The sequence below is a fragment of the Larsenimonas rhizosphaerae genome, assembly GCF_023700005.1.
GTDB classification, from domain to species: Bacteria; Pseudomonadota; Gammaproteobacteria; order Pseudomonadales; family Halomonadaceae; genus Larsenimonas; species Larsenimonas rhizosphaerae.
Map to the genome: position 1 here is coordinate 1 of NZ_JAMLJK010000002.1, position 13470 is coordinate 13470.

Sequence of the window (13470 nt, forward strand, 5' to 3'; positions counted from 1 at the left end):
AGCCGGAACCACCCGATCCCATGCCGAACTCGGAAGTGAAACAGCTTAGCGCCGATGGTAGTGTGGAGCTTCTCCATGCGAGAGTAGGTCATCGTCAGGCATCTATACCAAAGCCCCCGGTCATACGACCAGGGGCTTTTTTTTATGGCTCAAAAAAACAGCGGTGCAGTGCTCATCACTGTCAAGTCTACTGTCATATCATTCTGATACACTGGTACTACATCTAGATTGAATCACTAAGCAAGGAGCATTGCTCATAATGACTACCGATGTTGTCATCCTCGCCGCCGGGCAGGGAAGCCGTATGAAGTCTTCTCTTCCCAAGGTACTTCACCCTCTCGCCGGCAAGCCCATGGTCAGCCATGTTGTGGCGGCTGCAAAAGCGATGGATGATGTCCGCCTGCATGTTGTAGTCGGTCATGGTGCCGAGCGTGTTGAAGAGGCCCTGGCAGCAGAACAGGTTACATTTGCACTGCAACGGGAACAGAAGGGAACCGGCCACGCCGTGGCCCAGACGCTGGACCAGCTGGGTGATGGCAAGGTTCTGATCCTTTACGGTGATGTACCCCTGATTCAGCCGGAAACTCTCAAGGCCCTGATGGCCAAGGTAGATGATCAGCATCTGGGACTTTTGACCGTTACGGTGGATAATCCTTCCGGGTATGGGCGAATTGTACGTGACAGCAATAATCGCGTGACTGCCATCGTGGAGCAAAAGGATGCCTCCGATGCTCAGAAAACGATCCGTGAATGTAATACAGGTATTCTCGCAACCACGGCTGCCTCGCTGAAAACCTGGCTGCCTGCGCTGTCCTCGGATAATGCTCAGGGTGAATATTACCTGACGGATATCATTGCGATGGCCGCCAGCGAAGGTATTGCCATCGAGACGGCTGAGCCCGCCTCCGAGCATGAAGTACAAGGGGTCAACGACCGACTTCAGCTGGCTGGTCTGGAGCGTATTTTCCAGAAGGGGCAGGCTGATGAACTGATGCGCAATGGTGCCAGCCTCGCTGATCCGTCCAGAATCGATGTTCGAGGCTCGCTCTCGATCGGACAGGACGTCAAGATTGACGTGGGTTGTATCTTTGAAGGTGATGTCGTATTGGAAGATGGCGTTGAAGTCGGCCCATACACATTGATTTCAAATTCTCGTATCGGGGCTGGTACGGTCATTGCCGCCCACAGTGTCATCGAGCAGGCTCAGGTCAATGGCAAGGCTGCCATCGGCCCCTTTGCGCGCCTGCGGCCGGGCACCGTACTCGAGCACGGTTCACGAGTAGGCAACTTTGTTGAAACCAAGAATGCACACGTTGGCGAAGGCAGCAAGATCAATCACCTGAGCTACGTAGGCGATGCGACACTGGGTGAAAACGTCAATGTAGGCGCAGGCACCATTACCTGTAACTATGACGGTGTAAACAAGTTCCGGACCGAGATTGGCGATAATGCCTTTATCGGGTCCAACTCTGCGCTGGTCGCACCTGCATCAATTGGAAAGGGTGCCACGGTTGCCGCAGGCTCTACCATCACCGAACGCGTCAGCGATGACGCTCTTGCAATTGCTCGTGGGCGTCAGGTTGAGAAAAATGACTGGCAGCGGCCGAGCAGGAAGTAAACCGGGAAGGTAGTACAATCTGAAAGCCGGGCATGATGCCCGGCTTTTTCATGTCTGCAGTATATATTCGTCCATTCAGACAGCGAGCATGATCAGCTGTCCAGTTCCTTCTCGTCCAGTTCATCCAGTGCGGTATGACGAATATCCAGCCCCTTGACCAGGTAGATCACGGACTCGGCCAGGTTATTGGCATGGTCACCAATACGCTCCAGAGCGCGCAGCACCCACATGATATTAAGAATCGGACCGATCGAGCGGGCGTCCTCCATCATGAAGGTTACCAATGCGCGCATGGAGCTTCGATATTCACTGTCTACCGACTCATCCGTATGCAACACATTGAGAGCCAGTGAGGTATCGAAACGGGCAAAGGCCGTCAACGCATTGCGTAGCATGTCACGTACCTGCTGGCTGATACGCCGAACCTCGATGAACCCGTTGGTCTGATAACCTTCATCAATCAATGACAGGGCATGTCGGGCAATCTTGTTGGCTTCATCACCGATACGTTCCATGTCGGAAGCAGCACGGGTAACGGCGAGCACCAGACGCAGATCGGATGCGGCGGGCTGACGTCGAGCCAGAATCTGGGTGCATTCATCATCAATCTGCAACTGCATGGCATTGACGTCATGGTCCTTGTTGCAGACCTCCTCTGCCAGATGCCCATTCCCCTCGAGCAGTGCGGTGGTGGCATCCTGCACCTGTCTCTCGACGAGGCCACCCATGGCCATCAAGTGGGTTTTCAGAGCATCCAGTTCCTTGTTGAACTGACGCGAAATATGCTGACTGTGATGACCACTGGTGATGTCCATGGCGCTCCCTGGTGCACTGAATAAGGAGTGAAGTAGAAAAAGTGACGCCACGCTGGCGACACTTGATCCTACCCGGCAGGTGTGACGTTATGATGACAGTCTAGACAGGCTCCAGCCTGGCAAAACCCAGCACCAGCCATTTGTCGCCATGATCCTCGAAGCTGACGTGAACGCGCGCTCGATCCCCATTGCCTTCCGCATCAATGATGATGCCTTCGCCAAACATGGGATGACGAACGCGCTGCCCAAGGCTCAGGCCGCTGTCAGGGGTCGGGTTGGATGTCATGCTGCGGCGTGCCGGGGCAGGTCGCTGGGAGACGGGCCGTGATACCTGTCCCCTCAGGCGTACTTCTTCAAGCAGATTTTCCGGCAGCTCTCGCAGGAAACGTGAGGGCCGTTGATAGGTTTCCTTGCCATGCAGCCGACGCATTTCAGCATAGGTCAGATAAAGATGTGACATGGCCCGAGTAATGCCTACATAGCACAGACGACGCTCTTCCTCGAGGCGCCCTGGCTCTTCCATGGACATCTTGTGCGGGAAAAGCCCTTCTTCTACACCCGCGACAAATACCACCGGAAATTCCAGGCCCTTCGCAGAATGCAGGGTCATCATCTGGACTGCGTCCTCGAATTCACCGGCCTCATGGTCGCCGGCATCCAGCGCTGCTTCGGACAGAAACTGCCCCAGACCATTACCGGCTTCGGGCATGTCATCCGTGGTTGAGAACGGATCCGCCAGGGCCACGCTGCGTGCTGCACTGACCAGCTCCTGCAGGTTTTCCACTCGAGCCTGCCCTTTCTCGCCCTTTTCTGCCTGGTGGTGTTCTATCAGGCCACTCAGGGTAATGACGTGATCAATCTGCTCATGCAGTGCCATGCCGGCCGTGTCGTTATCAAGGGTATCGATCAGATCGGCAAACTGGCTGACTGCATTGGCGGCCCGGCCCCTGAGCACACCATGCGATGACGCATTGGTGAGCGCCTGCCACAGGGAAATCTGCTGTTCCCGCGCCACATGACGCAGCTGCTCGATGGTCTTTGTGCCAATACCGCGTGCGGGAACATTAATGACGCGTTCCAGCGAGGCATCATCTTCACGGTTGACCAGCAGCCGTAGATAGGCCAGCGCATTCTTGATTTCCAGACGTTCATAAAAGCGCTGCCCCCCGTAAATCCGGTAAGGCATGCCGCTTCTGATCATGGCTTCTTCAATAACGCGGGACTGAGCGTTGGAACGATACAGCACGGCTATTTCATGACGGCTCATGCCTTTTTTGACATGTTTCTGAATACTGTCAACGATGAAGCGGGCTTCGTCCAGGTCATTGAAGCCGGCATAGACCGAAATGCGTTCGCCATCTTCGACATCCGTCCAGAGCTCTTTCCCCATACGACCGCCATTTTGGCGAATCAGGTGGTTGGCGGCGTCCAGGATCACGTTGGTCGAGCGATAGTTACGCTCCAGACGCACAAGATCCGTATTGGCAAACTCGTCTCGAAAGCGCTCCAGGTTTTCAACTTTGGCACCGCGCCAGCCGTAGATGGACTGGTCATCGTCGCCGACGACGGTCAGGCACTCACGCGAACCTGCCAGCAGCTTGAGCCAGGCATACTGAAGCGTATTGGTATCCTGAAACTCATCGACCAGCAGGTGAGCGAAGCGGTCCTGGTAATGAGCCAGCAGACGGGGGTTATCACGCAACAGCTCCAGGCTTCTCAATAGCAGCTCGCCAAAGTCCACCAGACCACCGCGCTCACAGGCGGCCTGATAGAATTCGTAAAGCTCGATCATCTGCTGCATGTAACTGTCACCGTGGCCATCCAGCTGCGCCGGACGCATGCCTTCTTCCTTGCAGCCGCTGATGAAGTACATCACCTGTTTGGGAGGGAAACGCTCCTCATCAACATTGTGCTCACGCACAAGACGCTTGATCAGACGGAGCTGATCATCCATGTCGATGATCTGAAAATGTTCCTGCAGGCCGGCATCCTGCCAATGGGTGCGCAGCAGACGATGTGAGATGGAGTGAAAGGTGCCGACCCACATCCCGCGCAATGACACATCCAGCAGCGCCTCAAGGCGGGTTCGCATTTCACGAGCGGCCTTGTTGGTAAAGGTCACGGCCATGATGGCATAGGGCGAAAGCCGCTCGTGCTGCATCAGCCAGCCGATACGGTGAACCAGTACACGTGTCTTGCCGGAACCGGCCCCGGCCAGTACCAGTACATTGCCCTGAGGCGCGCTGACAGCACGGCGCTGCTCGGGGTTAAGCGAGTCGAGAAGAGGCTGTGAATCCATGGCAAGAGGTCATCGGCAGAAGAGGGAATGTGATTGCCACTTTATCATACCCACCTGTGACCTGCCGTGACCCACCCGTCAGTGGCCGCTGTTGCCTTCCGGGACACGAAGCGGCGCCAGGCTGCGTTTCACGGCGCGTACCTTGTCATCCAGCTGAGAGCCTTTCGACTTGGCCACGCCCACGGCCAGGATATCGATCATCACCAGATGCACGATGCGTGACGTCATCGGGGTATAGACTTCACTGTCCTCGCGTACATCAATGAACAGCGGAATATTGACGGCATTGGCCAGCGGCGAGTTGCGGGGGCACAGTCCGATCACCGTCGCTCCGGCTTCCCGGGCCAGATCCACGCTACTCAACAGTGAGCTGGTACGGCCTGTCTGAGAAATAGCCACCACGACGTCTCCCGCGCTTAGCGTGACCGCTGACATGTTCTGCATATGAGGGTCGGCATAGGCTGCGGTTGATACCTGCAGGCGGAAGAACTTGTGCTGGGCATCGGAAGCCACCGCACCGGAGGCACCGAAGCCGTAAAACTCGACCCGATTGGCCAGTGTCAGTGCCTGAATGGCCTTGCTGACAGCTTCCGGGTCGGTTCTGTCTCTTACCGACAGCAGAATGCCGATGGTTGAATCAAAGATGCCATTGGTGAACTGCCCAACGTCATGGCTGTCATCCATCGAAAACTGAGCGTATTGCGCACCGGTTGCCAGCATCTGGGCCAGCCGAAGCTTGAAATCCTGAAAGCCGTCACAGCCCAGCGCGCGACAGAAACGGATGACCGTCGGTTCGCTGACGCCTGCGTTCTTGGCGATGTCGGCAATGCGCATGTGGATGGCTTCATCGGGATGGCGCAGCACATAACGGGCTACTTTCTGTTCTGAACGCCTGAAGTCAGGCAGGCGGTCCCTTAGCTCATCAAACAGGGCAAGACTCACGGTAACTCCCAGTACATACGTTAATGTCGTTGGCGTCATTATAGTGTCAATAACGCTATAGTAATGTTGCAGCACCTCACCAAATGTGAGTTGTTGGCAAAGTCCGGATGATGCGACGCATGGTACTGCGAATCGGGCCTCAGCGTTAGGCTAATATGTGGATTGGACGTTGGTATGATCTGTATAGCCTGCCGTCATCGCCGGCACTCATTGATTTAGGCCCCTTCAGGGAGTGATTGATGATGCATAAAGATGAACAGCTTTCCTCCATCAAGACGCAGCTTCTCGACATTTTCATGTCAGTTGAAGCCGAGCGGCACCAGCAGAAGGCCAAAAGGGCCGCTACCCGATACTACCAGGCGCGGCGAGGGATCGAGCTTCACCGCGAACAGCGACGACTCGAGCGCCATATTCGCGGTGATGAACTGACGCATCATTCCGGCTCACCCTGACGACACCCTCCATCTCAGGGCAATGCCTTGAGCACCAGCTCTACGCGCCGATTTTCTGCTCGGCCATCTGGCGTGTCGTTATCTGCCAGCGGTCGAGTGGATGCCATGCCAACGGCGCGCAATCGGTCGCCTGCAATATTGCGATTTCGAAGCAGGCGCAGTACAGCGCTGGCGCGGGCAGTTGACAGTTCCCAGTTGGACGGAAAACGTTCCGTTGAAATGGGCTGGCTGTCCGTATGCCCCTCGACCGAAATAGATCCCTTGAATCGCTCCAGAGCCGGTACCAGTTGCGTCAACAGTCGCTCACCTTCCGGTGAAATGCTCACGTCACCGCTTGAAAACAGCAGACGATCCTGAATCCTGAATGTGATTCCCTGTGGGGTTGGCTGCACGACTACGCCATCAAGTACCGGCAGCACATCCTTGAGCTGGTCCATTACTCGCATGCCATCGTTGTTGTCAGTGGCAGGGGCAGCGGAAGCGACCATCGGCATGGGGCCAGTGACACGACCAACGGCCATGAGAGCTTCCGGCGTGAGCGTCAGGTCAGGTGCCGGCGGCAGCGGTGTGGCGGCCTCTGCGAGAGTCCCGGTTGACATGGCAGGGTCCTGCACCGGTGTGACCGAGCGGGGTGGGCCGACAATTTCACCATTCACCATGGGCTGGATGCCCCTGTGAAGCGGCATGATTCCGCCGGTGGCAGCCGCCATGCTGACCGGTTCCGGTTCGATATCCGGCACAGGCCGATTGAACATCAGCAAAATGACAAACAGCATGATCAGCAGTGTCAGCACATCAAGGTAACTGATCAACCAGCCTGCCTGATCCAGCGAGCTGTCATCAAAGTCCTCTGCCAGCTCGTCCCGGCGCCTGGCCGGGGTTCGGATCGACAGGGATTCCGGAACCTCAGCGCGCTTCGCGTACATGGGGTTCTCCCGAACGGCGTTGCTCACCCAGTTCATCCTGGTCGCGATATTCTTCAATGAAGGACTGCAGGGTGGCTTCAATGAACGAGGGCAAACGCCGACGGCACATCATTGATACACCTTCTACCACCATGTTCATCGCGATGACCCGGCGTTCCGTGCGACGCTCCAGCTTGACCGCGATGGGCTTGAATACCAGGTTGGCCAGCAGGATGCCGTAGAACGTTGTCAGCAGCGCGATACCCATGCTGGGCCCGATGACTGCAATATCGCCGGTTTTCATCACACTCAACATGTTGATAAGCCCCACCAGGGTACCCAGCATGCCGAAGGCTGGTGCATAGGCGGCCATGGTTCGAAAGATCTGTGCTTCACCACGCTCGCGCGCCTTCAATCGTGAAATGCGCCAGCGCATCAGATCCACGATTTCCTCTTCCTTGATATTGTCGATGACCAGGCTGATGCCGGTTTTCAGAAACGGGTTACGGGTCTGGTCCAGCATTTTTTCAATATTTCGCCCCTGGCCATGCATCCACTGTCGGGACAGGTTGACCAGCTCGCCGATATCTTCCTGAACATGATCATTTTCCTTGCGGAAAACGATCAGGATGACGTTGGCAACATGCGAGAGTTCGCGCAGGGGATAGCTTAAAAAGGTGGCTGCCAGTGTTCCGATGACCACAATCATCAGACCAGGCATATTGAGAAATGCCAGCGGTGATTCGGCACCGAAGGTAAGGACCGCCATCAGCAGGGCCGCAGCGCCTACCAGTCCGATCAGTGTCGAGGGGTTCAGTGGCAGCCGTTTGAACCTGCTAGCCAGTGAGGAGGTTACAGCGTTGGTTGACATGGTGGCCCGTGCCCCTTCAGTAAATGATGACCGAAGATAATCATGGCACCAGCGTACTCGGGCACGGGCAGGGAGAAGGCAAAGAAAAAGGGCCGACAACAGGGCCTTATCGGCACACTGCCATCAACCCTTTAGAGCGGCTGACTAGTTGATCAGGCCGAATACAAACACTACCGCTACCCCGATCGGGGCCACGAACCGTGATGTTACGTACCACAGCGAGAAGGCACCGCTGGAGACATTGAGCTGGCTTTTCAGCTCATCACGCTGCATGAACCAGCCTACAAAGATAATGGTAGCCAGTCCGGTCAACGGCAGCATTACCTTACTGGTGGCGTAATCCAGGAGGTCAAAGATGGTCATGCCACTGAACTTGTCGAAAATACCCAGCGGATGGATATCCGACCACACATTGAACGACAGCACAGTGGCGAGCCCCAGCGCCCAGGTCGCGAGACCGGCGGCAATGGTGGCACCCTTGCGGTTCATCGAGGTTTTCTCTTCAAGCCATTCGACAACCGGCTCCAGCAGGGAGATGGATGATGTCCACGCGGCAAACACGAGCAGTACAAAGAACAGGATACCGAACAGCCATCCACCGGACATGTGGCCGAAGGCCAGAGGCAGGGTCTGGAAGATCAGACCGGGGCCTGCGCCGGCATCCAGGCCGTTGCTGAAGACAATGGGGAAGATGGCCATGCCGGCCATCAGAGCAATGATCGTATCCATGAAGACCACGATGACCGCGGTGCGGCCAATATTGACGTCATCGGAAAGGTATGACCCGTATGCCATCATGATGCCCATCCCAAGACTCAGGGTGAAGAAGGCATGCCCCATGGCGGCAAGTATTGTTTGCGCGGTCAACTTGGAAAAATCAGGCAGCAGCAGATAACGCACACCTTCGGCAAAACCATCAGTAGTGGCTGCGTACCCCACCATGACCACCAGAAGAACCACCAGTGCCGGCATCAATGTCTTGGCTGCACGCTCAAGGCCACCTGCAACGCCACCTATTACAACGCCCACGGTCATGATCATGAAGACGCTATGCCACAGGAGCAGTGTGCTCGGATCGCCGAGCAGGTTACCGAACAGGCTGCCTACACTGTCACCGTCGAGTGTACTGAAGGTGTCCGTGACCGCGTACTTGATGTACGCCAGGGCCCAGCCACCGATGACACTGTAAAACGACAGGATCAGATAGGCACCAAGGATACCCGCCAACCCGACCAGCCCCCAGGACTGGGAGCGCTTCATGCGTCCGGCAATCTTCTGCATGGAGGACATCGGGTTTTTCTGACCCAGCCGGCCCAGCAGCCACTCCGACATGAGGATCGGCAGTCCGACCAGTGCAATACAGATGAGATAGACCACCACGAACGCGCCACCGCCGCTTTCGCCGGTCATGTAAGGGAACTTCCAGATATTGCCCAGTCCGACCGAGGAGCCTACGGCGGCCAGCAGAAAGGCAAGGCGTGAGGACCACTGCGCATGGGTATGGGATTTTTGAGGCATTGAATCACCCTGAATAATCGCGTGTATTGCCTGCCGAAGCCGGCAATGGCTTTTATGGTTGTTATGCCGCTCGCCATGCCTCCTGGATTACAGGGCGGCGACGCTTGCGACGTTTTCGATGGCGATGATGATCGCACTTCGCGAGCAGGTGGTCTGCTCCGAGCTGGTTCGCAAGGCTACACGGGGAGTATACGTTAAGCGGGCCACAGTCTTTAAGAGGTAAACCACATTCCAGGCAGTGGCCGAATCCTCGTGGCGTAACACCATGCCGTTCAGGCTCGGCCTTGTCGCGTCATGTGGAGATCATTCTAGAACAGCGAGGTTTGCTGCTCTGCCGGAAAGCGAGGCAGGGGTGTCAGCGCAAGATGCTCGGACAGGCGATTCCAGCATTCTCTGGCCAGCTCGGGCGCACGTCGATTGTCAGGTGTATGTAAAAACAGATAAGGGGTTTTCCCCTGATTTATCCACAGGGCAAGCTGCTCAATCCAGGGGGTGAAAAAGTGAGTATTTGCTTCGCTTTCAAAATGGCCGATAAAGCGGATAATCGGAGAATTTCCCGTGGAGAGCACGTGTAATGGGCGTTTCGGTTTTTCCTGTTGTGCTTTTGTCAAGGCTCGGTTGGTATCATCGTGTGTTGAAAACAACGGACGAACATCCAGCATCACTCGATCAACCGAATAAGTTATCAACAATCGGTTGAGAGCACGTTCGGCCTCTCCCTTGTGGAAAAATTCCGGTGTGCGTACTTCTACGGCACAGGGAATATCCGGAGGCCATTGAATGAGCAGGCGTTCCAGTTTCCCTAGTTCCTGCCAGCCGAAGTCCCTTGGAAGCTGAATCATGACGGGCCCAAGTTTTGGCATCAACAATCGGATGGCGTTCAGAAAGTCGAGGCAGTGTTGTGGAACAGCCAGCCGCTCCTCGTGAGTCAGGGACTGCGGAAGCTTGAAACAGAACCGAAAGTGATCCGGAGTACGCTCTGCCCATTGCTGCAGTGTCCGTTCGGCAGGTGTCCCACTATAGAAGGTGGTATTACCCTCTACGGCAGTAAAGACGCTGGCATATTCCTCCAGTGCGTATTGCATGGGGGTGTGGCGTGCCAGAAAGGACCCTTTCCACTCATCGAAAGACCACATCGGCAGGCCCAGGTACAGCGGAATGGACGAAGCGGGCTCGATAGCCATGATCTAGCGCACACGCTCGGCGCGGAAAAGCTGAGGCGGGGTCAGTAAACGATCCTGGGCTGCGATCAACTGAAGTTCGCGCTCGCCGGCTGCGAAGGTCGCCTCGAAAATGGCAAAGACCGATGAGGCTGTTTGCGCCAGCGCCTGCTCCGGAGAAGCCCCTTTCAGCATGTGGGCAAGAAAAAGCGCGGATGTAACGTCACCGGCCCCATTGGGGGGGGTATCAAAGTGAAGCTTTGGCGTCATGACTTCCCAGCTGCCTTCCTCGTTGTCCAGCAGCATTGCAATATGGTGCTCGGGGAGTTCGGGCACATCCAGCGAGGTCACAATTACCTGTTTTGGTCCTTTGGCACGCAGATCTGCGGCCGCGGCCAGTGCATCACCGCGTGATGCGATGGTTCTGTCGGCCAGAAAGCCCAGTTCGAACTGGTTGGGCGTGATGATGCTGGCACGGGCAATGGCATGATCACGAATCCATTCCGGCAGGCCGGGTTTGACGAAAAAGCCGCGCCCTGTATCTCCCATGACCGGGTCACAGCAATAAAGGGCATCAGGCTGATGGCGTCGTATACGCGTCAATGCCTCAAGTGCTACATCGCCAGTGCGCTCATCCCCCAGATACCCGGTCAGCAATGCCTGCATGTGCTTCAGGGCACCGCGGGCCTCAATGCCATTCAGTACATCCATCAGGTGGGCCGGTGAAAAAACGTCACCTGTAAACGCACCATACCCGGTGTGATTGGAAAACTGGACGGTATGAATCGCCGTAACATCGAAACCGTGGCGTTGCAGCGGGAAGACGGCAGCGCGGTTGCCTACGTGCCCATAGGCGACGTGGCTTTGAAGCGACAGAAGATGGGGCATAAGGACAAGTCAGGCTGAAAGTGAGTCACCTACTATGCATTGAAAGCCGTAACGGGTGAAGCTCAATCGTTGAAGAACGGGAGGGGAGAGAGGGGAAGCGATGCAGCAGATGGCGGTGCCCCGAAAGGGGCACCGCCTGAACGGTCTTATTCGACAGTTACGGATTTTGCCAGGTTGCGCGGCTGGTCAACGTCGGTGCCTTTCAGCACGGCAACGTGATAGGACAGCAGCTGCAGCGGCAGGGTGTACAGTAACGGTGCGATATGTTCCTCGACAGCCGGCATCCGCATGATATGGATGCCTTCACCTTCCTTGAGGTGGACGTTTTCGTCCGCGAAGACAAACAGCTCACCACCGCGTGCACGTACTTCCTGCAGGTTGGACTTCAGCTTCTCGAGCAGTTCGTCATTGGGCGCCACGGCAATGACCGGCATGTCGTTATCGACCAGGGCCAGCGGACCATGCTTGAGTTCGCCAGCCGGGTAGGCCTCTGCGTGGATGTAGGAAATTTCCTTGAGCTTGAGCGCGCCTTCCAGAGCGATCGGGAACATCGGCCCACGTCCCAGGAACAGGGCGTGATGCTTTTCGGCAAAGGCGGCCGACAGGGTTTCGATCGCACTATCCATGGCCAGTCCCTTCTCGAACAGGCCGGGCAGACCACGCAGTGCCGCGACGATATCGGCCTGAACCTGGTCGTCACCCTGACGCACCATGCGCAGTGACAGGGTCAAAAGCATCATGGCGATAAGCTGGGATGTGAAGGCCTTGGTCGAGGCAACGCCGATTTCAGGACCAGCCTGGGTCATCAGACACAGATCGGATTCACGCACCAGTGAGCTGCCCGGGACGTTACAGATCGACAGGCTGGCCAGATAACCACCCTTGCTGGCGGCGTAGCGCAGGGCGGCCAGAGTATCAGCCGTTTCACCGGACTGTGACAGGGTCACGAACAGTGTGCCTTCCGGAACCACGACTTCACGGTAGCGGTATTCGGAGGCCACTTCGACCTGCGTAGGAATGCCGGCCAGCTTCTCGATCCAGTAGCGTGCCACCATACCTGCGTGATAACTGGTACCACAGGCCACGATCTGGATGTTCTTGACCTGGCCCAGCAGATTGTCGGCATCGGCACCGAAGCAGTGGGTCAGAACGTGGCGCTCGCCCAGTCGGCCTTCAAGTGTTGAAGCAATGACAGATGCCTGCTCATGAATTTCCTTGAGCATGAAGTGGCGATAATTGCCCTTTGATGCGGCACCGTCACCGTGTTCGAAGGTAATGACTTCACGAGAGACCGTTTCACGCTGTTCGCTGAAGACCTGCACGCTGCCTTCCGGACGCAGACAGACTACATCACCTTCCTTCAGGTAGATGAAGCGGTCGGTAACCTGCAAAAGCGCCAGCGGATCAGACGCCAGGAAGGCTTCACCGATCCCCACGCCAACGACCAGCGGGCTGCCCTTGCGAGCACCGATCAGGGTGTCGGGCTGGTCGGCATGAATAACGCCCAGTGCATAGGCGCCGTCCAGGCCACTGACAATGTTCTGTACAGCGGTCAGCAGGTCCTGCGTCTTGTCGTATTCACGAGACAGCAGGTGAGCGATGACTTCCGTATCCGTTTCGGAGGTAAATACATAGCCCTGACCTTCAAGCTCTTCACGCAGGGCTTCATGGTTTTCGATGATGCCGTTGTGTACTACTGCCAGCTTGTCGCCGGACTGGTGGGGGTGGGCATTATGTTCGGACGGTTTGCCATGGGTTGCCCAGCGCGTATGCGCAATGCCGAGCTGCCCCTTCAGGGACTGCTGTTCCAGCTTTTCTTCCAACGCGGCGACCTTGCCCATGGCGCGGCTGCGCTGCAACGTGTTTTCGGCATCGAAAATGGCCATGCCAGCCGAATCGTAACCCCGGTACTCGAGGCGCTTCAGGCCCTCAAGCAGAATATTCTGTACTGAACGTTGCGCAATCGCGCCGACAATACCGCACATGGAAACACTCCTTGTTA

Annotated in this window: 11 protein-coding genes and 1 rRNA gene; 3 read left to right on the forward strand and 9 right to left on the reverse strand. The window is 56.5% G+C overall.

Going from position 1 to position 13470, the window contains the following annotated elements; translation table 11 throughout:
• Both rrf and glmU read left to right on the forward strand, forming a co-directional pair.
• A 5S ribosomal RNA gene (rrf, locus tag NAT21_RS09995) occupies positions 1-100 on the forward strand; the annotation flags it as partial.
• 159 nt (positions 101-259) lie between these two features.
• Positions 260-1618 (forward strand): bifunctional UDP-N-acetylglucosamine diphosphorylase/glucosamine-1-phosphate N-acetyltransferase GlmU, encoded by a 1359-nt coding sequence (gene glmU, locus NAT21_RS10000; protein ID WP_250938097.1) that lies wholly within the window; start codon positions 260-262, stop codon positions 1616-1618.
• A 92-nt stretch (positions 1619-1710) separates the two neighbouring features.
• Here glmU and phoU read toward each other — a convergent pair whose 3' ends face one another.
• The 3 genes from phoU to hexR all read right to left on the reverse strand — a co-directional run bounded on the left by phoU (position 1711) and on the right by hexR (position 5674).
• Positions 1711-2433: a phosphate signaling complex protein PhoU gene (gene phoU, locus NAT21_RS10005; RefSeq protein ID WP_250938100.1), complete on the reverse strand. Its 723-nt coding sequence runs from the start codon at positions 2431-2433 to the stop codon at positions 1711-1713.
• Between the two features lie 100 nt (positions 2434-2533).
• Positions 2534-4732 (reverse strand): DNA helicase II, encoded by a 2199-nt coding sequence (gene uvrD, locus NAT21_RS10010; RefSeq protein WP_250938102.1) that lies wholly within the window; start codon positions 4730-4732, stop codon positions 2534-2536.
• A 78-nt stretch (positions 4733-4810) separates the two neighbouring features.
• Entirely contained in the window at positions 4811-5674 is an 864-nt protein-coding gene (hexR, locus tag NAT21_RS10015; RefSeq protein ID WP_250938105.1) for a transcriptional regulator HexR, read from the reverse strand.
• 239 nt (positions 5675-5913) lie between these two features.
• On the opposite strand from hexR, the gene NAT21_RS10020 reads away from it, so the two are divergent.
• Positions 5914-6126: a PA3496 family putative envelope integrity protein gene (locus NAT21_RS10020; protein WP_322974134.1), complete on the forward strand. Its 213-nt coding sequence runs from the start codon at positions 5914-5916 to the stop codon at positions 6124-6126.
• 14 nt (positions 6127-6140) lie between these two features.
• Here the strand turns inward: NAT21_RS10020 and NAT21_RS10025 are convergent, their stop codons facing one another.
• The 6 genes from NAT21_RS10025 to glmS form a co-directional block, all read right to left on the reverse strand.
• Positions 6141-7052 carry an OmpA/MotB family protein gene (locus NAT21_RS10025; protein WP_250938107.1) on the reverse strand — a complete coding sequence of 304 codons (912 nt, stop codon included), beginning with the start codon at positions 7050-7052 and terminating at the stop codon, positions 6141-6143.
• Positions 7033-7848: a motility protein A gene (locus tag NAT21_RS10030; protein ID WP_250938758.1), complete on the reverse strand. Its 816-nt coding sequence runs from the start codon at positions 7846-7848 to the stop codon at positions 7033-7035. Before NAT21_RS10030 ends, NAT21_RS10025 begins: the two co-directional genes overlap by 20 nt.
• Positions 7849-8046: 198 nt before the next feature.
• Positions 8047-9420, reverse strand: a complete 1374-nt coding sequence (locus NAT21_RS10035) for a sodium-dependent transporter (protein WP_250938109.1) — start codon at positions 9418-9420, stop codon at positions 8047-8049.
• Between the two features lie 308 nt (positions 9421-9728).
• A complete protein-coding gene (locus NAT21_RS10040; RefSeq protein ID WP_250938111.1) occupies positions 9729-10604 on the reverse strand; it encodes a DUF72 domain-containing protein in 876 nt (291 codons plus the stop codon).
• 3 nt (positions 10605-10607) lie between these two features.
• The gene (pdxY, locus tag NAT21_RS10045; protein ID WP_250938113.1) at positions 10608-11468 is read right to left on the reverse strand and encodes a pyridoxal kinase PdxY; all 861 of its coding nucleotides are present in this window, start codon (positions 11466-11468) and stop codon (positions 10608-10610) included.
• A 146-nt stretch (positions 11469-11614) separates the two neighbouring features.
• A complete protein-coding gene (glmS, locus tag NAT21_RS10050) occupies positions 11615-13453 on the reverse strand; it encodes a glutamine--fructose-6-phosphate transaminase (isomerizing) (RefSeq protein WP_250938115.1) in 1839 nt (612 codons plus the stop codon).
• Between the last annotated feature and the right edge of the window lie 17 nt (positions 13454-13470).